General features: G+C 53.9%; 23 protein-coding genes. 17 read left to right on the top strand and 6 right to left on the bottom strand.

The window, feature by feature from the left end; all coding sequences use genetic code 11:
- Positions 1-61 precede the first annotated feature (61 nt).
- The gene (tus, locus tag MRY16398_RS12285) at positions 62-991 is read left to right on the top strand and encodes a DNA replication terminus site-binding protein (protein ID WP_125124447.1); all 930 of its coding nucleotides are present in this window, start codon (positions 62-64) and stop codon (positions 989-991) included.
- On the opposite strand, the gene fumC is transcribed toward tus, so the two are convergent.
- Positions 988-2,388 (bottom strand): class II fumarate hydratase, encoded by a 1,401-nt coding sequence (gene fumC, locus MRY16398_RS12280; protein WP_079498068.1) that lies wholly within the window; start codon positions 2,386-2,388, stop codon positions 988-990. The two genes, tus and fumC, sit on opposite strands and share 4 nt — an antisense overlap.
- 145 nt (positions 2,389-2,533) lie before the next feature.
- Positions 2,534-4,180 (bottom strand): class I fumarate hydratase FumA, encoded by a 1,647-nt coding sequence (fumA, locus tag MRY16398_RS12275; RefSeq protein ID WP_103245560.1) that lies wholly within the window; start codon positions 4,178-4,180, stop codon positions 2,534-2,536.
- Positions 4,181-4,378: 198 nt separating this feature from the next.
- Here fumA and manA point away from each other — a divergent pair, with 198 nt between their 5' ends.
- From manA to add, 4 genes are all read left to right on the top strand, one after another.
- The gene (manA, locus tag MRY16398_RS12270; RefSeq protein ID WP_071195330.1) at positions 4,379-5,557 is read left to right on the top strand and encodes a mannose-6-phosphate isomerase; all 1,179 of its coding nucleotides are present in this window, start codon (positions 4,379-4,381) and stop codon (positions 5,555-5,557) included.
- 98 nt (positions 5,558-5,655) lie between these two features.
- A complete protein-coding gene (locus MRY16398_RS12265) occupies positions 5,656-7,212 on the top strand; it encodes a YdgA family protein (RefSeq protein ID WP_125124446.1) in 1,557 nt (518 codons plus the stop codon).
- A 194-nt stretch (positions 7,213-7,406) separates the two neighbouring features.
- A complete protein-coding gene (gene uspF, locus MRY16398_RS12260) occupies positions 7,407-7,841 on the top strand; it encodes a universal stress protein UspF (RefSeq protein WP_041851529.1) in 435 nt (144 codons plus the stop codon).
- Positions 7,842-8,047: 206 nt separating this feature from the next.
- Positions 8,048-9,049 carry an adenosine deaminase gene (gene add, locus MRY16398_RS12255; RefSeq protein ID WP_125124445.1) on the top strand — a complete coding sequence of 334 codons (1,002 nt, stop codon included), beginning with the start codon at positions 8,048-8,050 and terminating at the stop codon, positions 9,047-9,049.
- A gap of 32 nt (positions 9,050-9,081) precedes the next feature.
- Here add and MRY16398_RS12250 read toward each other — a convergent pair whose 3' ends face one another.
- Positions 9,082-10,122 carry an oxidoreductase gene (locus MRY16398_RS12250; protein WP_172600644.1) on the bottom strand — a complete coding sequence of 347 codons (1,041 nt, stop codon included), beginning with the start codon at positions 10,120-10,122 and terminating at the stop codon, positions 9,082-9,084.
- 215 nt (positions 10,123-10,337) lie between these two features.
- On the opposite strand from MRY16398_RS12250, the gene blr reads away from it, so the two are divergent.
- The 10 genes from blr to nth all read left to right on the top strand — a co-directional run bounded on the left by blr (position 10,338) and on the right by nth (position 17,893).
- Positions 10,338-10,475, top strand: a complete 138-nt coding sequence (gene blr, locus MRY16398_RS12245; RefSeq protein WP_041851532.1) for a division septum protein Blr — start codon at positions 10,338-10,340, stop codon at positions 10,473-10,475.
- A 240-nt stretch (positions 10,476-10,715) separates the two neighbouring features.
- Complete coding sequence (ydgT, locus tag MRY16398_RS12240) at positions 10,716-10,931, top strand: transcription modulator YdgT (RefSeq protein ID WP_041851533.1); 216 nt, start codon at positions 10,716-10,718, stop codon at positions 10,929-10,931.
- Between the two features lie 74 nt (positions 10,932-11,005).
- On the top strand, positions 11,006-11,443 hold the full coding sequence (locus tag MRY16398_RS12235) for a DUF2569 domain-containing protein (RefSeq protein ID WP_041851534.1): 438 nt from the start codon (positions 11,006-11,008) through the stop codon (positions 11,441-11,443).
- 77 nt (positions 11,444-11,520) lie between these two features.
- Positions 11,521-12,102, top strand: a complete 582-nt coding sequence (rsxA, locus tag MRY16398_RS12230; protein ID WP_079498076.1) for an electron transport complex subunit RsxA — start codon at positions 11,521-11,523, stop codon at positions 12,100-12,102.
- Positions 12,102-12,680 (top strand): electron transport complex subunit RsxB, encoded by a 579-nt coding sequence (gene rsxB, locus MRY16398_RS12225; RefSeq protein WP_041851536.1) that lies wholly within the window; start codon positions 12,102-12,104, stop codon positions 12,678-12,680. The genes rsxA and rsxB overlap by 1 nt, the downstream gene beginning before the upstream one ends.
- Positions 12,673-14,880: an electron transport complex subunit RsxC gene (gene rsxC / locus MRY16398_RS12220; RefSeq protein ID WP_125124443.1), complete on the top strand. Its 2,208-nt coding sequence runs from the start codon at positions 12,673-12,675 to the stop codon at positions 14,878-14,880. The genes rsxB and rsxC overlap by 8 nt, the downstream gene beginning before the upstream one ends.
- Positions 14,881-15,933, top strand: coding sequence for an electron transport complex subunit RsxD (rsxD, locus tag MRY16398_RS12215; protein ID WP_125124442.1), 1,053 nt, complete (start codon positions 14,881-14,883; stop codon positions 15,931-15,933). It begins immediately after the preceding gene.
- 9 nt (positions 15,934-15,942) lie between these two features.
- Positions 15,943-16,563 carry an electron transport complex subunit RsxG gene (rsxG, locus tag MRY16398_RS12210; protein ID WP_041851539.1) on the top strand — a complete coding sequence of 207 codons (621 nt, stop codon included), beginning with the start codon at positions 15,943-15,945 and terminating at the stop codon, positions 16,561-16,563.
- Between the two features lie 2 nt (positions 16,564-16,565).
- Positions 16,566-17,258 carry an electron transport complex subunit E gene (locus MRY16398_RS12205; RefSeq protein ID WP_041851540.1) on the top strand — a complete coding sequence of 231 codons (693 nt, stop codon included), beginning with the start codon at positions 16,566-16,568 and terminating at the stop codon, positions 17,256-17,258.
- Positions 17,258-17,893 (top strand): endonuclease III, encoded by a 636-nt coding sequence (gene nth / locus MRY16398_RS12200; RefSeq protein ID WP_041851541.1) that lies wholly within the window; start codon positions 17,258-17,260, stop codon positions 17,891-17,893. Before MRY16398_RS12205 ends, nth begins: the two co-directional genes overlap by 1 nt.
- Before the next feature lie 11 nt (positions 17,894-17,904).
- Here the strand turns inward: nth and MRY16398_RS12195 are convergent, their stop codons facing one another.
- Positions 17,905-18,336: a CopD family protein gene (locus MRY16398_RS12195; RefSeq protein ID WP_041851542.1), complete on the bottom strand. Its 432-nt coding sequence runs from the start codon at positions 18,334-18,336 to the stop codon at positions 17,905-17,907.
- A 741-nt stretch (positions 18,337-19,077) separates the two neighbouring features.
- Here MRY16398_RS12195 and dtpA point away from each other — a divergent pair.
- Together dtpA and gstA are read left to right on the top strand one after the other, a co-directional pair.
- A complete protein-coding gene (gene dtpA / locus MRY16398_RS12190; protein WP_041851543.1) occupies positions 19,078-20,586 on the top strand; it encodes a dipeptide/tripeptide permease DtpA in 1,509 nt (502 codons plus the stop codon).
- Positions 20,587-20,690: 104 nt separating this feature from the next.
- Positions 20,691-21,293, top strand: coding sequence for a glutathione transferase GstA (gstA, locus tag MRY16398_RS12185; protein ID WP_041851544.1), 603 nt, complete (start codon positions 20,691-20,693; stop codon positions 21,291-21,293).
- 71 nt (positions 21,294-21,364) lie between these two features.
- Here the strand turns inward: gstA and tyrS are convergent, their stop codons facing one another.
- The gene (gene tyrS / locus MRY16398_RS12180) at positions 21,365-22,639 is read right to left on the bottom strand and encodes a tyrosine--tRNA ligase (RefSeq protein ID WP_041851545.1); all 1,275 of its coding nucleotides are present in this window, start codon (positions 22,637-22,639) and stop codon (positions 21,365-21,367) included.
- A 124-nt stretch (positions 22,640-22,763) separates the two neighbouring features.
- The gene (gene pdxH / locus MRY16398_RS12175) at positions 22,764-23,420 is read right to left on the bottom strand and encodes a pyridoxamine 5'-phosphate oxidase (protein ID WP_041851546.1); all 657 of its coding nucleotides are present in this window, start codon (positions 23,418-23,420) and stop codon (positions 22,764-22,766) included.
- Positions 23,421-23,443: the final 23 nt, after the last annotated feature.

Genomic DNA, 23,443 nt, shown 5'->3' with positions numbered 1-23,443 from the left:
GTGTTAAGGTGTGGAAGGTTGTGCTACAACATAAGTATGTTGTAACTAAAGGAATGATAAAATGGCCGCATACGACCTGATAGAACGCCTTAACATCACTTTTCGCCAGCTCGAACAGGAACTGGTCGTCCTGAAAGGACAACTCTCCGATTGCCGTTTACTGGCGGGCCGCGTCTTCACCCTGCCGGACATCGCCAAAGGCGCGGAGCACGAGCCGTTGCCCACCATTCAGGTAAAGCAGCGGGTGGGCAAGCGTGCCGCCGACGCGGCCCTGCGCCACTATACCCATCTGTTTATTCAGCAGCAGTCGGAAAACCGCAGCAGTAAAGCCGCCGTGCGTTTGCCGGGTGTCATTTGTTATCAGGTGGATATGGCGACCCGCGCCCGACTGGAGCAGACCATTAACACCATCAATGCCCTGAAAATGACCTTTGAACGCATCGTGACCGTCGACTCCGGGCTGGCACCGACCGCCCGCTTCGAGTGGGTGCATCGCCATTTACCCGGTCTGATTACCCTGAATGCCTACCGCACGTTAACCGCCATTCGCGATCCCGCTACCCTGCGCTTTGGCTGGGCTAACAAGCACATCATCAAGAATTTCACCCGCGATGAGGTGCTTGCACTGCTTGATAAAAGCCGTAAATCGCCGCGCGCCGTCGCGCCGTGGACCCGCGAGCAGTGGCAGGAGCGTCTTGAGCAAGAGTACGCCGCGATTGCCTCTTTGCCGCAGCAGGCACGCCTGAAAATCAAACGTCCGGTAAAGGTGCAGCCGATTGCTCGCGTCTGGTATGCGGATTCGCAAAAGCAGGTGCAGTACGCCTGCCCGACGCCGCTGATTGCGCTGGTGAGTGAAGAACATGGCGGGAAAGTGCCGGACATCGGCGAGCTGTTGAATTACCAGGAGGACAATATCCAGCACCGTTTTAAACCACAGGCACAGCCGTTGACGCTCATTATCCCCCGGCTGCACCTCTATCTTGCTGATTAAACGGGCTTCATGCTGCCCACCATCGATTCCGGACGCACCCAGCTATCGAACTCGGCTTCCGTCAGGTAGCCGAGCGCCAGCGCCGAGGCCTTAAGCGTCAGCCCCTCTTTATGGGCTTTTTTGGCAATTTCTGCCGCTTTGTCATAGCCGATATGGGTATTCAGAGCGGTCACCAGCATCAGCGACTCATTGAGCAACTGGTCGATACGTTCACGATTCGGCTCAATCCCCACCGCACAGTGCTCGTTAAAGCTTTCCATACCGTCGGCCAGCAGACGCACCGACTGCAGGAAGTTATGAATGACCATCGGGCGGAAGACATTGAGTTCAAAGTTGCCGGATGCGCCGCCCATATTGACCGCCACGTCGTTGCCTAACACCTGACAGCAGAGCATGGTCATGGCTTCACATTGGGTGGGGTTAACTTTACCCGGCATGATGGAGCTGCCCGGCTCATTTTCCGGAATAGAAATTTCGCCAATCCCACAACGCGGGCCGGAAGCCAGCCAACGCACATCATTAGCAATTTTCATCAGTGATGCCGCCAGCCCTTTCAGCGCACCGTGGGCGTGGACTAATGCATCACAGGTGGCCAGCGCCTCAAACTTGTTCGGTGCGGTAATAAACGGCTGCCGGGTAAAGGCGGCCAGTTCTTCTGCTACTCGTCTGGCATATTCCGGGTGGGTATTCAGCCCGGTGCCCACCGCCGTACCGCCGAGCGCCAGTTCACCCAAGTGCGGCAGGCTCAGTTCGATATGTTTGAGGTTATGTTCCAGCATCGCCACCCAGCCGGAAATCTCCTGGCCGAGCGTTAGCGGCGTGGCATCCTGCAGGTGAGTACGACCAATTTTGACAATATCGGCGAAGGCAATCGCTTTTTCGTTGAGCGTTTTTTTCAGTACCAGAAGCTGAGGCAGCAGGTGTTCGCGCACGGCAATCACCGCCGCCACGTGCATCGCCGTCGGGAAAACGTCATTCGAGCTTTGGCTCTTGTTGACATCGTCGTTCGGGTGCACTTTACGCCCCATGCCACGTTCGCCGCCCAGCAGTTCACTGGCACGGTTCGCCAGCACCTCATTCATGTTCATGTTGCTCTGGGTGCCGGAGCCTGTTTGCCAGATAGCCAGCGGGAATTCATCCGGGTGTTTTCCGGCAAGCACCTCATCCGCCGCCTCGATAATGGCCTGTGCTTTTTCCGCCGCCAGCAGCCCTAAATCCTGATTGACCTTTGCCGCCGCACGTTTGGTCAGTGCCAGTGCGTGGATAAGCGAGACCGGCATTTTTTCCGTCGAGATGCGGAAATGCTCAAGCGACCGTTGGGTTTGCGCCCCCCACAGCTTGTCTGCCGGGACGTCAATCGCGCCCATCGAATCTTTCTCACTACGATGCGTTGTCATTACTTTCTCCCTGTTACGAAGTGATGTTGAGTACCGACATTGCTCACCTGCAAACAAAGCTTAAGTATTGATGCTTGTTATGACGACGTTTATTGCTTCGTGCGCTTAACCGGCGCAAAAAAACCGCCCCGAAGGGCGGCAGTTCTTATTTTACACAGCGTGCGCACTGGCCCGACTGGATTTGCTGGAAGAAATCGTTACCTTTGTCATCCACCAGGATAAAAGCCGGGAAATCTTCAACATCGATTTTCCAGATAGCTTCCATCCCCAGTTCCGGGTAGGCCACACATTCAAGGCTCTTGATACTGTTTTGCGCCAGAATCGCCGCCGGCCCGCCGATACTGCCAAGGTAAAAACCGCCGTGTTTATGGCAGGCATCGGTCACCTGCTGGCTGCGGTTGCCTTTTGCCAGCATGATCATGCTGCCACCTTGCGACTGCAACTGGTCAACGTACGAGTCCATACGCCCGGCGGTGGTGGGGCCCAGGGAACCCGAAGCATACCCCTCAGGGGTCTTCGCAGGTCCCGCGTAGTAGATGGGGTGATCTTTTACATACTGCGGCAGCGGCTTGCCTTCATCCATCAGCTCTTTGAGCTTCGCATGCGCAATATCACGCGCCACGATGATCGTCCCGGTCAGCGACAGGCGTGTGGAAACCGGATACTGTTTGAGCTGGCCGAGGATCTCTTCCATCGGACGGTTAAGGTTGACCTTCACCGCTTCGCCCTCACCGGCCTGGCGCAGCGATTCCGGAATGTATTTGCCGGGGTTCTGCTCCAGTTTTTCCAGCCAGATGCCTTCGCGGTTGATTTTGGCTTTGATGTTACGATCCGCCGAGCAGGAAACCCCCATCCCCACCGGACAAGAGGCACCGTGGCGCGGCAGACGAATCACGCGGATATCATGCGCAAAGTATTTGCCGCCGAACTGTGCGCCCAGGCCAAGCTGCTGGGCTTCGAGCAGCAGTTCCTTTTCCAGTTGCACATCACGGAACGCCTGGCCGTGCTCATTACCTTCGGTTGGCAGGCCGTCGTAATATTTCGTCGAGGCCAGTTTGACCGTTTTGAGCGTGGCCTCTGCGCTGGTACCGCCAATCACGAACGCGATGTGGTACGGCGGACAGGCAGCGGTGCCCAGGGTACGCATTTTCTCGACCAGATAACCTTTCAGTTTCGCCGGGGTGATCAGCGCTTTCGTTTCCTGATACAGATAGGTTTTGTTGGCGGAACCGCCCCCTTTGGCGATGCAAAGGAATTTATATTCGTCGCCGTCAACGCTATACAAATCGATCTGTGCCGGCAGGTTAGTCCCGGTATTGACCTCTTTGTACATATCCAGCGGCGCGTTTTGCGAATAACGCAGGTTATCTTCGATAAAGGTGTTATAGACGCCGCGCGCTAAGGCCGCCTCATCACCGCCCCCCGTCCATACACGCTGCCCTTTTTTACCCATAATGATGGCCGTACCGGTATCCTGGCAGGTGGGCAAAATACCTTTTGCGGCAATCTCGGAGTTACGCAGGAATTGCAGCGCGACGTATTTGTCATTTTCGCTGGCATCCGGATCACTGAGGATATCGGCAACCTGTTGTTGATGCGCCGGGCGCAGCAGGAAGGAGGCATCGTGGAAGGCATGTTGCGCCAGAAGGGTCAGCGCCTGAGGATCGACTTTAAGCACTTCCTGACCATCAAAATCGGCGACGGAAACGTAATCGCTACTGAGTAAATAATATTCGGTCTCGTCCTTTTTCAGCGGAAAAGGCTCTTGATAATAAAAAGGTTTATTCGACATTGTTCTCTCACTTACAGCACGAACTGGTTATTGTTTCGGCAGGACATCCATCTGCCACAAAAAAGCGAGTCCGCATATCCTACACAATTATTTAACAAAAACTGAGACTAGTACGACTTTTTGCCTGCTCTGATTACTTCGAACAAATTTATTGCTTTAATACGTGCAATTAAGTTGACCATGATGAAGGGCGGGATAATGCAAAAACTCATTAACTCAGTGCAGCACTATGCCTGGGGAAGTAAAAACGCGTTAACGGAACTCTATGGCGTCGCGAACCCTGACAACCAGCCAATGGCCGAGTTGTGGATGGGCGCACACCCCAGGAGCAGCTCAAAAGTGCAGGACGCGCAGGGTAACCTTCACTCGCTTCGCGAGGTGATTGAACAGGACAAAGCAGGCTTGCTGGGCAGCGCAGTCGCCGAACGTTTTGGCGAGTTGCCCTTTTTGTTTAAAGTGCTGTGTGCCGCCCAGCCGCTGTCCATTCAGGTGCATCCGAACAAACAGGCCTCTGAAATCGGTTTTGCGAAAGAGAACGCCGCCGGTATTCCACTTGATGCGGCCGAGCGTAACTACAAAGACCCGAACCATAAACCGGAACTGGTCTTTGCACTGACGCCCTTCCTGGCGATGAACGCCTTCCGTCCGTTCTCCGAAATCGTCTCTCTGCTACAACCGGTGGCGGGCGCCAACCAGGCTATTGCTCATTTTCTGCAAGAACCCGGCGCGGAACGCCTGAGCCAACTGTTCGCCAGCCTGTTGAATTTAAAGGGCGATGAAAAATCGCGGGCGCTGGCGGTGCTGAAAGCGGCACTCAATAGCCAGCAGGGCGAACCGTGGGAAACCATTCGTGTGATTTCCGAGTTTTATCCTGATGACAGCGGCCTGTTCTCCCCGCTGCTGCTCAATGTGGTGAAACTTAATCCCGGTGAAGCGATGTTCCTGTTCGCCGAAACCCCGCATGCCTATCTTCAGGGGGTAGCGCTGGAGGTCATGGCCAACTCTGATAACGTACTGCGCGCAGGGCTGACGCCGAAATACATCGACATTCCGGAACTGGTCGCAAATGTGAAATTCACCCCCAAACCTGCCAGTGAATTACTGACCCAACCCGTAAAACAGGCTTCCAGCCTGGAATTTCCGATCCCGGTTGATGATTTTGCATTTTCGCTGCATGACCTCTCTACCACCGGTAGCGATGTGGCGCAGCAGAGCGCGGCTATCCTGTTCTGCGTGGAAGGCGAAGCCGTGCTCAGCAAAGGGGATGAGACACTGGTGCTCAAACCCGGCGAGTCGGCATTTATAAGTGCCAGCGAATCTCCTGTGACGGTAAGCGGCGTGGGTAGACTGGCGCGGGTCTACAATAAGCTCAACTAGTTACTGAACTTTTTAGCAAGGATTGCTAAGCTCTACAAAGCCTTTTCACATACCCAGGCGGATGATCCCGCCTGGTTTTATTTTTAGGGATAATAACGATGAAAAAAACGCTGGTTGCTGCCGGAGTTGTTATTGCGCTCGGGATCATCTGGACAGGTGGTGCCTGGTACACGGGGAAACAGCTTGAAAGCCGTCTGGGGGAGATGATCAGCCAGGCGAATGAACAGATTAAACGCACCGCGCCTGAGGCCAGCGTGGAGTTATCTTCTCAAAACTACCATCGGGGCCTGTTCAGCAGCCAGATGGAACTGGTGGTAAAACCGGTCGAGGGTAAGGAAAACCCATGGTTTAAACCGGGCCAGACCATCGTACTGCATGAAAATATTGATCATGGTCCTTTCCCACTGGCGCAACTTAAAAAGCTGAACGTCATCCCATCGATGGCATCGGTACATTCCACCCTCGTCAACAATGAGATGACGAAGCCGCTGTTTGATATCGCCAAAGGGCAATCGCCGTTCGTCGCAGAGACCCGCATCGCTTACAGTGGCGATACCCGTACGGATCTCACGCTGCACCCGCTTAACTCGGAAAAAGAGGGCGAGAAAGTGGCCTTTAGCGGGGGTGAATTCCGCATCAGTTCCGATAAAGACGGCAATGCGGTTACCGTCAGCGGCGAGGCGCAGAGCGCGCTGGTTGATACGGTTAACGAATACGGTCAGAAAATTCAGCTCTCCCTCAATAACCTGAAAACGGAAGGCTCGACCCAACTTGCCAGCTTTAACGAGCGCGTTGGCAGCCAGAAAGTGACGCTGGACAAGCTGGCCATCTCTATTGAAAACAAAGAGATGGCGGTCATTGAAGGGATGAATCTGAACGGCAAATCTGAGGTCGCGAAAGATAACAAAACCATTAATAGCCAGCTCGACTACACCATCCAGAGCCTGAAGATCCAGAATCAGGAGATGGGCAGTGGCAACCTGACGCTGAAGATTGGCCAGATTGACGGCGAAGCCTGGCACCAGTTTAGCCAGCAGTATAACGCTCAGACACAGGCGTTGATGGCACAGCCAGATGTCATGAAGGACCCGGCGCTCTATCAGCAAAAGGCGGCGGAAGCCTTCTTTAATGCCTTCCCGCTGCTGTTAAAAGGTGAGCCTGTCATCACCATTGCTCCGCTGAGCTGGAAGAACAGCAAAGGCGAAACGGCACTCAACCTCTCCCTGTTCCTGAAAAATCCTGCCGCCGATACGGCTGTGAGCGCGCCGCCGCAGACGCTGGCCCAGGAAGTGGACAAAAATGTGAAGTCGCTGGACAGCAAGCTAACTATCCCGATGGATATGGCCGTTGAGTTTATGACTCAGGTTGCGAAGCTGGAAGGCTATCAACAGGATGAAGCAGCCAAACTGGCAAGCCAGCAGGTAAAAGGCCTGGCGGCAATGGGGCAGATGTTCCGTATTACGACCCTCGAAAACAACACCATTGGCACCAGCCTGCAATACGCTAACGGTCAGGTGACACTGAACGGCGAGAAAATGCCGCTGGACGAATTTGTCGGCATGTTTGGCCTGCCCTCAATGCCACCGCAGGAAGATTCACCGGAAACGCCGGATGATCCGACCGCTCCTGTCGAACCTGCGGTGCCGCAGCAGTAACCCTAAAGCCCCTTACCCAAGGGGCTTTTTTTCAGCTATATGCGCCGCTCAACCGTTACGCTTGAAAAATAAAATCGATGCTACGACAAAAGTCGTAATTGTCCTTATTTACCTGGAACTGAAACCAATCACACACTTTTTTTGTGGCTAATGGCATACTATTTAACCTGTATGAATTCATACAGGAGGTCTATATGTATCGCTCCATATTAGTACCCATCGACATTTCCGAAAGCGAACTGACCCGACAAGTCATCCCGTATGTTCAGGCACACGCCGTTATTAATATTGCGAAAGTCCATTTTTTGACGGTTATCCCTTCTCATCCTTATTATTCAACGCTGGGACTGGCATATTCAGCAGCATTACCAAAATTAAAAGACCTGCAAGAAGAGGCGTTATCGCGGCTGAATGAAATCGTCAAAGCATTTAAAATTCCAATGGAAAAAGTGCAGACGCATGCTGTTACCGGGACGCCTAAGGATCAGATCCTCAAACTCGCGGATACCATTCAAGCGGATCTCATCATCATTGCTTCACACCGGCCAGATATGACCACCTATTTGTTAGGTTCAAATGCCGCAGCGGTGGTCCGCCACGCAAAATGCCCGGTGCTTGTTGTTCGTTAGTCTGCTGAATGGATAGAAATATAACGTCATGACTCCCCCTGTAATCGTTGCAGGGGGAGGTAAAAAAGAGTGCCAACAGTCCACGGCCATTCTGACGTTTTCACGCGTAAAACTTCATCATAAATTCAATCTATTACCACTAATGCTAATGCGCTGCTGACATGTGGTATAATGTATCGCACTTTACTTAAAATAAGAGTGCGACCATGATTGATACCAACTTGCCATTAACTGATATTCATCGCCACCTGGACGGCAACATTCGGGCACAAACCATTCTCGATCTTGGCCGTGAGTTTAATCTTCCCCTTCCCGCGCAAACGCTTGAAACATTGCTGCCACACGTGCAGGTTACCGCCAACGAACCCGATCTGGTGAGTTTCCTTGCGAAGCTGGACTGGGGCGTAAAAGTGCTGGCCTCCCTTGATGCCTGCCGTCGCGTGGCTTATGAGAATATGGAAGACGCCGCGCGCCAGGGTCTGCATTACGTTGAGCTGCGTTTCTCCCCTGGCTACATGGCGATGACGCACAATCTGCCTGTCGCTGGCGTGGTTGAAGCGGTTATTGCTGGCGTGCGCGAAGGCAGCCAGGCGTTCGGTGTCGAGGCACGCCTGATTGGCATCATGAGCCGTACTTTTGGCGAAGCCGCGTGTTTACAGGAGCTTGAAGCATTGCTGGCTCATCGTGAGAGCATCACAGCGCTGGATCTGGCGGGTGATGAGCTGGGCTTTCCCGGTAGTCTGTTCCTGCCCCACTTTAACCGTGCGCGCGACGCAGGCTGGCATATCACCGTGCATGCGGGCGAAGCGGCTGGCCCGGAAAGCATCTGGCAGGCGATTCGCGAGCTGGGCGCAGAGCGTATTGGTCACGGGGTCAAAGCGATTGAAGATCCGGCACTGATGGCATTTCTGGCCGAACAACGTATCGGTATCGAATCCTGCCTGACGTCCAATATCCAGACCAGCACCGTGCCGTCACTGGCACGACATCCGCTGAAAACCTTCCTGGAGCATGGCGTGCTGGCCTCGATTAACACGGACGATCCAGCCGTGCAGGGTGTGGAGATTGGTCATGAGTATCAGGTTGCCGCCCCAGCCGCCGGGCTGAGCCGCGAACAGATTCGCCAGGCGCAAATCAACGGCCTGGAAATCGCGTTTCTCTCTACGGATGAGAAACAGGCTCTCAAAGAAAAGGTGTTACAGGGGTAAAAAAAAGCCGCTCATTTGAGCGGCTTTTTTATTCAGGTCAGATTGAGCGTTGAGCGATGTTTTGCCGACTCAATACCCAATTCAATAAGTTCCATTATCTGAATGGCCTGGCTTGCCGGAACCAGGTTTTCTCCCGCACCGTTTAACGCGTCACGAATAGCCGCATAATAGGCCGGATAGTTACCCGGCACCGTGAGCCAGGTTTCTTCAATACGGGCATCGCCATTGACTCGGGTTAAGACCCCGTCGCGCATATCGTATCCCCAGTCTTCCTGCGGCAGTTTTGCGCCCGATTTCAGGCGCTCTTCCTGCGGATCGAGGCCAAACTTCACGTAGCTACCACGGGTACCGTGCACGATATAACGCGCTGATTCCGCCGCGGCCAGCATCGTGCCATGCAGAATAACTCTGCGCTGCGGGTAAGAGAGCACCGCATGGAAATAATCTGTCGCCTGTGCGCCTGGACGCAGTTGCGCCAGATCCACCGTCAGCGAGACAGGCAGACCAAACAGATTGACGGCCTGATCCAGTAAATGCGGGGCCAGATCGTACCAGATACCGCTTCCCGGACCTGCCTGTTCACGCCAGCGGTTACGAATTTCCGGGCGATAACGGTCAAAGTGTGATTCGAAAAAGGTCACCTCGCCTAACGCACCGTCGGCCAGCAAGGCTTTCAGCGTCAGGAAGTCACTATCCCAGCGCCGGTTATGAAACACAGACAGCACGCGGCCACAGCTTTTCGCCAGCGCATCCAGCTCCCTTGCTTGTGACAACGTCACGGTGAAGGGTTTATCCACGACGACATGCTTGCCCGCTTCCAGCGCGGCTTTGGCGAGCGGAAAATGGGTGTCGTTAGGCGTGGGGATGACGATTAAGTCAATTTTCGGATCATTAAATAGATGTTTCGGTTCTGATACGACCGACACTGCCGGCCAGTCCGCCTTCACTTTCGACTCATCGCTACTGGAGATTGCCGCCAGCTCCATTCCCGGCGTGCCGTCAATCAACGGCGCATGAAAGGTTTTACTGGCATAGCCGTAACCAATTAGTCCGACACGGATATTGTCATTCATAAAGCGGCCTCTCGTTATTGGAACGTGTATTTCACACCATCTCTCTTTCAGGGACAACAGCGACATAAGCGCTTAAGGAATTTAACCGTGAAAAGAGGGTTCCTCATGCAATTACTTTAATGATACGGAATTTTCCAAAAACAGGCGTCGGTCCCTTGTCGTCCGCTGTTCGCCCAGGTAACATCCCAAATCAGACCTGAGGGAGTTGTAGAGTTATGGCCACTATCATCAATCGGATTATTGAATTAACAGGCTGGGTTGTATTGGGTGTTTCGACCGTTCTTCTGGTGTTCGCCAGTCATATCGATAATTACCAGCCGCCGGAACAGAGTATCGTCGCGCAGAAAAAATAAAATGCGAAGCGAACGCGGGTATACCTAATTATGGTACTGCGTTGCGTATTGCCAGGCGTGGCGAAGAGCGCTAATCTTCTTGACGGATGCCGTTCTGGCATCCATTTAACCTTAAAGAAAATTCCTAATTTCATGGCGATACATTCAGAGACAATTTACGTCCTGATAAGCCCGACTATTATTCGAACGAATTACCCGCGAATGTATTAATGCCTTTTTATAACATGGATAACGCTTAAAATGACCGTTCAGGATTATTTATTAAAATTCCGCAAAATCAGCTCACTTGAAAGTCTGGAAAAATTGTTCGATCACCTTAACTACACACTGACCGACAACGAAGAAATCATTAACATGTATCGCGCCGCGGATCATCGCCGGGCTGAGCTGGTTTCCGGTGGCCGCCTGTTCGATATAGGCCGTGTACCAAAGTCCGTGTGGCATTACGTGCAATAACGCCACTGGCATCTGGCGCATAATGCTTTATACTCCTCGGCCGATAAATCAGTGACCGCCTGTGAGGAACAAGCATGATAACGACACCTGCAGAAAGAATCGGCGGCTGGCTGCTTGCGCCTTTAGCCTGGTTGCTGGTCGCGTTATTAGGCCAGACGTTACGTCTCCTGGATGTCGCTAAAACTCAGGTTCCGCTAGTCATTGCCGCTATCGGTGTACGGCCCCTGGCGGAACTGTTGACCTGGTTTGCCTCTTTTGCCCTGGCGGCAGGCGTCTGGTATTACACGCTATGGCTGATTATCGCCTTTTTTAAACGCCGCCGTAGCGTCCTGAAACATATGATTATCTGGTTACTGATTAGCGTGCTGCTGGCGCTAAAAGCTTTTGCCTTCTCCCCTGTTTCTGACGATGTGGCGGTACGCGGGCTTTTGTCGGCATTACTCGCCGCCGCGCTGATCGTGCCCTATTTCAAGCGATCGCAGCGGGTCAAAGCGACCTTTGTGAACCCGTAATAACCTTACAGTTATCCTGTTGTCGCCCGGTGCTGTTTGACCGATAATAGGCGGCTTTTTTTATTTCAGGCCAAATAATGACAGACTATCTGCTGCTATTTATCGGAACCGTTCTGGTCAATAATTTCGTACTGGTGAAATTTCTTGGCCTTTGCCCGTTCATGGGGGTTTCGAAAAAGCTCGAAGCCGCGATGGGCATGGGGCTTGCTACAACGTTCGTTATTACGCTGGCGTCTATCTGCGCGTGGGTAATCGATACCTGGCTGCTCATTCCGCTGGATCTCATCTATCTGCGTACGCTGGCGTTTATCCTGGTTATTGCCGTGGTGGTGCAGTTCACCGAAATGGTGGTGCGCAAAACCAGCCCGGCGCTGTATCGCCTGCTGGGGATTTTTCTGCCGCTTATCACCACTAACTGTGCGGTGCTGGGCGTGCCATTGCTGAATATCAATCTCGGGCATAATTTCCTGCAATCCGCGCTGTACGGTTTTTCCGCTGCCGTCGGGTTTTCTCTGGTCATGGTGCTGTTTGCCGCCATCCGTGAACGTCTTGTCGTCGCCGATGTGCCCGCACCGTTTCGCGGTAATGCGATTGCCCTCATTACCGCCGGTTTGATGTCTCTGGCCTTTATGGGCTTTAGTGGTCTGGTGAAGTTGTAATGAATGCAATCTGGATTGCCATCGCGGCCCTGAGCGTGCTCGGGTTGTTGTTTGGTGTCGTACTGGGATATGCCTCGCGTCGTTTCGCGGTGGAAGACGATCCCGTCGTTGAGAAAATTGACGATCTCTTGCCGCAGAGCCAGTGTGGGCAGTGCGGTTACCCTGGGTGCCGCCCTTATGCCGAGGCCGTTGGCCTGCAGGGCGAGAAAATTAACCGCTGCGCACCCGGCGGTGAAGCGGTGATGCTGAAAATCGCCGAAATGTTAAATGTGGAGCCGCAGCCTATCGACGGTGACGTCGTCGTGCCCGAACCGGTACGCATGCTCGCCATTATTGATGAAGCGAACTGCATCGGCTGCACCAAATGTATTCAGGCCTGTCCGGTCGACGCCATTGTCGGCGCGACCCGCGCCATGCACACGGTAATGAGTGATCTCTGTACCGGCTGTAACCTCTGTGTGGATCCCTGCCCGACGCAGTGTATTGAACTGCGTCCGGTGGAGACGACCACCGCCAGTTGGAAATGGGACCTGCAGGCCATTCCCGTGCGCATCATTCCCGTGGAACAACATGCTTAAGTTATTTTCTGCTTTTCGCAAAGACAAACTGTGGGATTTCCACGGCGGTATCCATCCGCCGGAAATGAAAACACAGTCCAGTGGTACACCGCTGCGCCAGCTTCCGCTGGCGACGCGATTTGTTATACCGTTAAAACAGCATATCGGCGCTGAGGGTGAACTGTGCGTCAACGTGGGCGACAGCGTGCTACGTGGTCAACCACTGACCCGTGGGCGCGGGCGGATGTTGCCAGTCCACGCGCCAACCTCCGGTAATATTGTCGCCATTGCCCCCCACTCTACCGCGCATCCCTCTGCCCTGCCCGAACTGAGCGTCATTATTGAGGCTGACGGAGAAGATCGCTGGATTGAACGTGACGGCTGGAGCGATTATCGCTCTCGCGATCGCGACGCGCTGATTGAGCGTATACACCAGTTTGGCGTTGCCGGGCTGGGCGGTGCGGGTTTCCCGACCGGCGCGAAGCTGAAAAGTGGCGGCGATCTTATCGAGACCTTGATTATCAATGCCGCCGAGTGCGAACCCTATATCACCGCTGATGACCGCCTGATGCAGGACTGCGCCGCACAGATAGTCGAAGGTGTGCGCATCCTGATGCATATTCTGCAACCGCGCCAGGTGCTGATCGGTATTGAAGATAACAAACCGCAGGCCATTTCCATGCTGCGTGCGGTGCTGGCGGGTTCGCATGACATCCAGCTACGCGTCATCCCGACCAAATACCCGTCCGGCGGTGCAAAACAACTGACACAGATTCTGACCGGCAAGCAGGTTCCGCACGGTGGTCGTTCATCTGATATTGGTGTGCTGATGCAAAACGTCGGCACCGCTTATGCCATTAAGCGCGCCATTATCGACGGCGAACCTCTCACCGAACGTGTGGTAACACTGACCGGGGAGAGCGTCAGCAAACCAGGAAACGTCTGGGCACGTCTGGGGACACCGGTGCGTCACTTGCTGGAACATGCCGGTTTTTGTCCCTCCGCTGAACAACTGGTCATTATGGGTGGGCCACTGATGGGCTTTACCCTGCCCTGGCTTGATGTTCCGGTGGTGAAAATTACCAACTGCCTGTTGGCGCCCTCGGCCAGTGAAATGGGTGAGCAGCAGGAAGAGAAAGGCTGTATTCGCTGTAGCGCCTGTGCCGATGCCTGCCCGGCGGATCTGCTGCCGCAGCAGCTTTACTGGTTCAGTAAAGGCCAGCAGCATGACAAAGCCACTGCGCACAATTTGTCCGATTGCATTGAGTGCGGTGCCTGCGCGTGGGTCTGCCCAAGTAATATCCCGCTGGTCCAGTATTTTCGTCAGGAAAAAGCCGAGATTTACGCCATTGCGCAGGAAGAAAAGCGCAACGCCGAAGCTAAAGCGCGCTTTGAGGCGCGTCAGGCACGCCTGGAGCGGGAAAAAGCCGCTCGCGCTGAACGCCACAAAAAAGCCGCTGTCCAGCCTGCCGCAAAAGATCAGCAGGCAATTGACGCAGCCCTCGCCCGCGTGCGTGAAAAACAGGCCACCAGCGCGCAACCCATCGTGGTTCAGGCCGGAAGCGTACCGGATAATAGCGAGGTGATTGCCGCCCGCGAGGCGCGTAAGGCGCAGGCGCGCGCACGTCAGGCAGAAAAAGCGCAACAACAAGATGTGCCGGAAAGTAACGCTATCGCCAGCGAAGCTGTCGATCCGCGTAAAGCTGCCGTCGAAGCGGCGATTGCACGCGCTAAAGCCCGTAAAGCCGGAGCCACAGACACGCAAGCGGCTCCCTTCGCCGCTGAACCTGTCGACCCGCGCAAGGCAGCCGTCGAAGCCGCTATCGCACGGGCAAAAGCCAAAAAATTGCAGCAGCAAGCGGCCAGTGACGTCGTCGTGCCCGTGGAAGCCCCGGCCCCCGTCGCCGCTGAACCTGTCGATCCGCGCAAGGCAGCCATTGAAGCCGCTATCGCCCGGGCAAAAGCCAAAAAATTACAACAGCAAGGCGCCAGCGACGTCGTCGTGCCGGTGGAAACCCCGGCCCCCGTTGCCGCTGAACCTGTCGATCCGCGTAAGGCAGCCGTCGAAGCTGCCATCGCGCGTGCAAAAGCCAAAAAATTGCAGCAGCAGGCCGCACCAGCCCCTGCCGCCAATGACGATCCCCGAAAGGCGGCCGTAGCGGCAGCTATCGCCCGGGTTCAGGCAAAAAAAGCCGCACAGCAAGCAGTTAACGAGGATTAAATGGTTTTCAGAATTGCCAGTTCCCCTTATACCCATAATCAGCGCCAGACATCGCGCATTATGCTGCTGGTCGTGCTTGCGACTCTGCCCGGTATTGCAGCACAACTTTGGTTCTTCGGCTGGGGAACGTTGTTGCAGATTATCCTTGCCTGCGGGAGTGCGCTGGCGGCAGAAGCGCTGGTATTACGGCTGCGTAAACAACAAATCGGGGCCATCCTCGGGGATAACTCTGCCCTGTTGACCGGTTTACTGTTGGCGGTCAGCGTTCCGCCCTTTACCCCCTGGTGGATGGTGGTGCTGGGCACGGTGTTCGCGGTTATCATTGCTAAGCAACTCTATGGCGGCCTTGGGCATAACCCATTTAACCCGGCAATGATCGGCTATGTGGTCCTGCTGATCTCCTTCCCGGTGCAGATGACCAGTTGGTTACCGCCTTTTGAGATAGCCAAAACGGTTCCAGGCCTGATGGATGCCGTACAAATCATCTTCACTGGGCATGCAGCCACCGGCCATACGATGGATAGCCTGCGGATGGGGATTGATGGCATCAGCCAGGCAACACCCCTGGATACCTTTAAAACATCGCTTCATGCCGGGCATCCGGTCGATGAGATCCTCAAATCGGCCATTTACAGCGGCGTGCTGGCGGGTGCAGGCTGGCAGTGGGTCAATCTGGGGTATCTGCTGGGCGGTATCTTCCTGCTGTGGCAGAAAACCATTCGCTGGCATATCCCGGTAGCCTTCCTGGTTTCGCTGACTGTCTGTTCAACGCTGGGCTGGATTTTCTCACCACAAAGTCTGGCGTCGCCGCAACTGCATCTGCTCTCGGGTGCCACTATGTTGGGCGCGTTTTTTATTCTGACCGACCCGGTTACCGCCTCGACAACCAATAAAGGCCGCCTGATTTTCGGCGCCCTTGCGGGATTACTGGTCTGGCTTATCCGTAGTTTTGGCGGTTATCCGGACGGCGTGGCCTTCGCCGTGCTGCTGGCAAACATTACCGTGCCATTAATTGATTACTTCACGCGCCCACGCGTGTACGGCCATCGTTAAGGAGTCGCCATGCTAGATACCATGCGTAAATACGGCATGACGTTGACGCTGTTCGCGGCGGCCTCAACCGGAATGACAGCAGCAATTCACCAGTTGACCAAATCGACCATTGCCGACCAGGCGGTGCAGCAGCAAAAGGCATTGTTTGGTCAGGTATTGCCTGGCGACATCTATAATAACGCCTTGCAGGAGAGCTGTTATCTGGTCGATGACCCGGCGCTGGGGAAAGGCAAACATAAAGTCTATATAGCCCGTAGAGACGATACGCCGGTCGCTGCGGTCATTGAAGCGACGGCACCCGACGGCTATTCCGGCGTTATTCAACTGCTGGTAGGCGCCGATTTTAACGGTACCATTCTTGGCACCCGCGTGACCGAGCATCACGAAACGCCGGGGTTGGGCGATAAAATAGAGTTGCGTATTTCTGACTGGATCACCCATTTCACGGGCAAGAAAATCGCAGGGGCCAATGACCCGCACTGGGCAGTGAAGAAAGACGGCGGCGATTTTGATCAGTTCACAGGAGCGACCATCACCCCGCGAGCGGTGGTCAATGCGGTGAAACGCGCCGGATTGTACGCGCCGACGCTGCCCGCGCAACTTTCCAGTTTACCGACCTGTGGAGAGTAACCATGAGCGAAATTAAAGACATTATTGTCCAGGGGTTGTGGAAGAATAACTCCGCGCTGGTTCAGTTATTAGGTATGTGCCCGCTGTTGGCGGTGACCTCCACCGCGACCAATGCGCTGGGCCTTGGCCTTGCCACTACGCTTGTGCTGACGCTGACCAATTTTACGATTTCACTGGTACGTCACTGGACGCCGTCTGAAATCCGAATTCCTATTTACGTAATGATCATCGCCTCCGTGGTGAGCATCGTCCAGATGTTGATTAACGCCTATGCCTATGGTTTGTATCAGTCGCTCGGTATCTTTATTCCGCTGATCGTCACCAACTGTATCGTGGTGGGGCGCGCGGAGGCGTTTGCTGCCAAAAAAAGCCCGGGCTTGTCTGCCCTTGATGGCTTTGCCATCGGCATGGGGGCAACCTGCACCATGTTTACACTAGGGTCGATTCGTGAAATCCTCGGCAACGGAACCTTATTTGACGGCGCGGATGGCTTGCTGGGCAACTGGGCGAAAGTTTTGCGTATTGAAGTGTTCCATACGGACTCGTCCTTCCTGCTGGCCATGCTGCCGCCGGGGGCATTTATCGGCCTTGGCATGCTGCTGGCTATTAAATATCTGATTGACGAGAGAACGAAGAAACGTCGCGCAGCGACCGTTGCCGACGAAACTGCCCACACGGTGCCCGGGAAGGCCTGATGAACAAAACAAAGCGACGGGAGATCCTCACCCGCCTGCGGGATGCCAATCCGCACCCGACGACAGAGCTTAACTTCAACTCACCCTTTGAACTGCTGATTGCGGTCCTGCTTTCTGCGCAGGCAACCGACGTCAGCGTGAACAAGGCAACAGCCCTGCTCTACCCGGTTGCCAATACCCCGCACGCCATGCTGGAGCTGGGTGTCGAGGGCGTCAAATCCTATATTAAGACCATTGGTCTGTTTAATACCAAAGCGGAAAACGTCATTAAGACCTGCCGTATTCTGGTGGAAAAACACGGCGGCGAGGTGCCCGAAGATCGTGCGGCGCTGGAAGCGCTACCGGGTGTCGGGCGGAAAACGGCTAATGTGGTACTGAATACGGCCTTTGGCTGGCCGACCATTGCTGTTGATACGCATATTTTTCGCGTCTGTAACCGCACCCACTTCGCGCCGGGGAAAAACGTTGAGCAGGTTGAAGAAAAGCTGCTGAGCGTCGTCCCGGCGGAATTTAAGGTCGATTGTCATCACTGGCTGATTTTACATGGCCGCTATACCTGCATCGCCCGTAAGCCACGCTGCGGCTCCTGCATTATCGAAGATTTATGCGAATTCGAGAGCAAAACCGAGCTCTGAATTCGCTTTACTCAGAACGGTCTAAAGACAACCAGCAAAATGATGACCGCCACGGCCACAATGACGATGGTCGTGGCGCGTGGCACCATCCCCGGCACCTTCGTGATTTCACCGCCAGCAAGGCGGCGTAAGGTTGCGGACAACATTCCGTGAATACCTGACAGCAACACCACCAGCACCAGTTTGAGAATCAGCCACAGATGCGGCATCTGCCCGTGTGCCAGCACCATCGCCAGCCCCATGACCCACAGCACGATCATCGCCGGGGTGGTGACTTTACGACTCCAGTTGCGCACAAATGCCGCCAGCGCTGTCGCCGTCGGCGCATTTTTGCCCACCGCCTGTGCACACCAGGCCGCAGCCGTGGCCATGACAAAAATTCCACCAATCCAGATTATCGCCGCGATGATATGTAGTGCGTTAAGCCACGAATGCACGTTCATGAAATGACTCCAAAGAGTTACGAAAGAAGGACTTTGACAGTATCGCGTAACACTGTCATCGACTTGCTCATTTAAAGGAAAAAATCCGTGAAAACATTGATCTACTGCATTCTGATGAACAAGGCAATAGGCGTGAGTAATGGGTTCTGCTGTTCATACTTTGCTATAAGCAAAAATGCATACCTGTAATGTTTTCTTGTTAACGCGCTTTATACGGCATAACTCGCATTTTTATCATATTATCTGTTGCTTATTAGCTTTTAATCAGAGCCAATGTTTTTTTATGACAAAAAAATTCTACAGATGTGTGATTTTTATCACATTGATGCAAGCGTGTTAAAAAAAGGATCTTTAGCTGAACGAAAACAAGGTCAGAGAGTGTCATGCAGGGTTTAAACCAACACATAAGACCATTAATTATAATCAGACCAGACTGATAAACTGCCATTACCGCTTAACAGCAGAAGATATCACCTTTGACCAAATTTTACCGGCCTGCATTAGTGAAAAAAACTGCCATTAATTACCTTGCAAAATTTAACTCTGAATAACATTTCCACCGCTGGATTATAATATCGCTAAAGATAAATGTAACAGATCATTACAAAAGCCTTGCCTCGAATCCCAGGATCAGGAACATTACCCGCCGTTTTCCCTCCCGCAATAATTATAAGCGCGATGAATACTGGGCATCGCGTCTCGAATCACCCCATTAATATGGGATGTAAAAAAGAGGTCTATGTGTCAACTGCAAACAAACCAACCGAAAGTGTGAGTCTGAACGCTTTCAAACAACCTAAAGCGTTCTATTTGATCTTCTCCATCGAGCTGTGGGAGCGTTTCGGCTTCTATGGTCTGCAGGGGATCATGGCTGTCTACCTGGTTAAACAACTGGGTATGTCCGAAGCGGACTCCATTACCCTGTTTTCCTCTTTTAGCGCGCTGGTTTACGGTCTTGTCGCTATTGGCGGCTGGCTGGGCGATAAAGTTCTGGGGACAAAGCGCGTTATCATGCTGGGGGCCATTGTGCTGGCCATCGGTTACGCACTGGTAGCATGGTCTGGTCACGATGCCAGTATCGTGTATATGGGTATGGCGGCGATCGCCGTCGGTAATGGTCTGTTTAAAGCCAACCCGTCTTCCCTGCTCTCCACCTGCTACGCAAAAGATGACCCGCGTCTCGACGGTGCATTCACCATGTATTACATGGCTGTTAACGTCGGTTCATTCTTCTCTATGCTGGCTACCCCGTGGCTGGCTGCAGAATTTGGCTGGAGCACCGCGTTTGCCCTGAGCGTCGTCGGTCTGCTGATCACCATCGTGAACTTCGCGTTCTGCAAGCGTTGGGTCAAAAACTACGGTTCTAAACCTGACTTCGAGCCGGTTCGTATGGGCTACCTGCTGGCTACCATCGTAGGCGTTGCTATCCTGATTACCATCGCCACATGGCTGCTGCATAACCAGGGCATCGCACGTATGGTGCTGGGTGTGGTTGCGCTGTGCATCGTGTGCCTTTTCGCAAAAGAGACATTTGCTCTGCAGGGCGCGGCGCGTCGTAAAATGATCGTCGCTTTCATTCTGATGCTGCAGGCCATTGTCTTCTTCGTCCTGTACAGCCAGATGCCGACATCGCTGAACTTCTTCGCCATTCGTAACGTTGAACATACGCTGCTGGGTATCACGTTCGAACCGGAGCAGTTCCAGGCGCTGAACCCGTTCTGGATTATTATTGGTAGCCCGATCCTCGCTGCTATCTATAACAAAATGGGCGATACCCTGCCGATGCCGTATAAGTTTGCCATCGGTATGGTGCTGTGTTCAGGTGCATTCCTGATCCTGCCGCTGGGTGCGAAGTTCGCCTCTGATGCCGGTATCGTCTCCGTAAACTGGCTGGTTGCGAGCTACGGGCTGCAGAGTATCGGTGAACTGATGATTTCCGGTCTGGGCCTCGCCATGGTGGCACAGCTCGTTCCACAGCGTCTGATGGGCTTTATCATGGGTAGCTGGTTCCTGACGACCGCCGGTGCGAACATCATCGCAGGCTACGTCGCAAACCAGATGGCTATCCCGGAAAACGTCACCGACCCACTGATGTCACTGGATGTCTACGGTCACGTCTTCCTGCAAATCGGTATTGTGACTGCTGTTATCGCCGCGCTGATGATCCTCGCCGCGCCGAAACTGAACCGCATGACCCAGAGTGATGATAGCGATAAAGCCGCGAAAGCGTCGGAAACCGCGACAGCATAAGACTGCGCACAGTTTCAGCAGAAAGCCGTTAACGCACGTTAACGGCTTTTTTTTTATACCCGCAGGTAATAACCTATGCCCGAATTCAACCACCGGAGTGAAGAATGAAACTGTTTTATAAACCAGGCGCCTGCTCACTGGCTTCCCATATTGTTCTGCGTGAAGCAGGTAAAGAGTTTGAACTGGCACGCGTGGATTTAGCAAAAAAATGCCTGGAAAATGGTGATGACTTTTTGGCTATCAACCCGAAAGGACAGATCCCGGCACTGGCCATTAATGCCGACACCCTGTTAACCGAAGGCGTGGCGATTATGCAGTATGTGGCTGACAGCGCACCGAAAAGTGACCTGCTGCCGCCGGTAGGTTTCCTGAGCCGTTACAAGACGCTGGAGTGGCTGAATTTCGTGGCAACTGAGCTGCATAAAGGGTTTACTCCCCTGTTTCGTCCGGATACGCCGGAAGCGTTCAAACCGACCGCTCGCGCTCTGCTGGAAAAGAAACTGGAGTATGTTGACGCGGCGCTGGCAGACCAGCAGTGGATTAACGGCGAGAACTTCTCCATTGCCGATGCATACCTGTTCACGGTACTGCGCTGGGCGGTAGCGGTGAAACTGAACTTCCCGCAGGCCGGGAATATTGCCAACTATATGCAACGCGTGGCCTCTCGTCCGGCGGTTGCCGCCGCTATGGCCGCAGAAGGGATTTAATCTTCCACGCTTTTGCCATAAAAAAAAGGAGTGGTTTCCCACTCCTTTTTCATGTTTCGCGTATCTGGCGATTATTTCCAGCACACCAGACAGTAGTTCTTCTTACCGCGACGTAGCAGCGTATAACGACCGAAGAGAATGTCCGTTTCCTGGAAGAAATATTCCGGGTCAGACTGTTTCTCACCGTTGATGGTGACCGCATTGGAGGCGATGGTTTTACGCGCCTGACCACGAGATGGCTGCAGCTCTGAGTCTACCAGCGCCTGCATCAGGTCTGCGCCTTTCTCCATTTCGATCATCGGCACACCGTCCTGCGCCAGTTGCTCGAAATCCGCCTCGCTGAGATCGCTCAGGTTGCCGTTAAAAAGGCTTTCGGTAATGCGTTTTGCCGCCACCAGCCCTTCTTCGCCATGAACCAGTTTGGTCACCTGCTCGGCCAGCACATACTGGGCACGCGGTGCTTTGCCGCTGTTCTTGTCTTCTTCTTCCAGAGCATTGATCTCTTCAATGTCCATAAAGGTGAAGAATTTCAGGAAGCGATAAACGTCAGCATCCGCGGTATTGATCCAGAACTGGTAGAATTTGTACGGGCTGGTTTTCTTCGGATCGAGCCAGACTGCGCCACCTTCGGTTTTGCCGAACTTCGTGCCGTCAGCTTTGGTGATCAGCGGAACGGTCAGGCCAAAGACCTGATTCTGGTGCAGGCGACGGGTCAGATCGATACCGGAGGTGATGTTCCCCCACTGGTCGGAACCGCCAATCTGCAGCGCCACACCGTGCAGTTTGTTCAGGCAGGCAAAGTCGTAACCCTGCAGCAGGTTGTAGGAAAACTCAGTAAACGAGATACCCTGATCGTCACGGTTCAGACGCTGTTTCACCGCTTCTTTGTTGATCATCTGGTTAACGGAGAAGTGCTTGCCGATATCGCGCAGGAAAGTCAGCACGTTCATATTGCCGAACCAGTCGTAGTTGTTGGCCGCAATCGCCGCGTTTTCACCACAGTTGAAGTCGAGGAACGGCGCAACCTGTTTGCGGATTTTATCCACCCACTCCTGCACCGTGTCTTCGGTATTCAGTTTACGCTCAGCGGCTTTGAAACTCGGGTCGCCAATCAGCCCCGTCGCGCCGCCCACCAGCGCGACAGGTTTGTGCCCGGCCTGCTGGAAGCGTTTCAGGCATAACAATGGAACAAGATGCCCCAAATGCAAGCTGTCGGCGGTAGGGTCGAAGCCGCAATAGAGCGCGATCGGGCCTTGCGCCAGTCGCTCTGCTAACGCTTCCTCGTCCGTCACCTGGGCTACCAGCCCGCGCTCTTGCAATTGTTTAATCAAGTTACTGCTTGCCATCAAATTCTCCATTTAAAACGACTGCACCTCTGCCGGTACACGACTTTTCGCCAGTTGCGAAAGTTACATAGAATAAAGCGCCGGATGCAGGAGCACCAGCGCTTAGCGCAACATTTTTCAGGGTTTACGGCGCGAGGCGATCAATTTTCCATGCGTCATTTTCACGCTGGTATAAAAAACGGTCGTGGAGACGATGCGCGCCTCCCTGCCAGAACTCCATTTGCTCAATACTGACGCGATAGCCGCCCCAGAAGCTGGGTAACGGCACTTCGCCCTGCTGGAACTTCTGCTTGAGTTCAAGGAATTTGCTTTCAAGAATGCCACGCGCGGAGATCCGGCTGGATTGCTGCGAGACCCACGCGCCAATCTGGCTGTCGCGTGGACGGCTGTGGAAATACTTCACCACTTCGAGGGTAGAAAGGCGCTCAGCTTTACCGATCACCATGACCTGGCGCTCCAGCATGTGCCACGGAAACAGCAGGCTGATAGCCGGGTTTTTCTCGATCTGGTGGGCTTTGCGGCTGCCCAGGTTGGTATAAAACACCAGGCCTTTCTCGTCATAGTGTTTGAGCAGCACAATACGCTGGTAAGGTTGACCGGTTTCATCAACAGTCGCAACGACCATCGCGGTCGGGTCGGCGAGTTTGGCTTCACACGCCTGACCAAGCCAGCGCTCAAACAGCGGCAACGGTTCGGAGGGAAGATCGGCACGGCGCAAGCCGCCTTTGGTGTACTCACGGCGCAAATGCGCGATTTGCTGCAATTGATCGTTATCAGACATGGCGTTAGCAAGATGAATTATCA

Origin of the sequence: Phytobacter sp. MRY16-398 (assembly GCF_003925915.1) — a bacterium.
GTDB lineage: Bacteria > Pseudomonadota > Gammaproteobacteria > Enterobacterales > Enterobacteriaceae > Phytobacter > Phytobacter diazotrophicus.
This window is presented reverse-complemented; position numbering and strand designations above follow the sequence as displayed.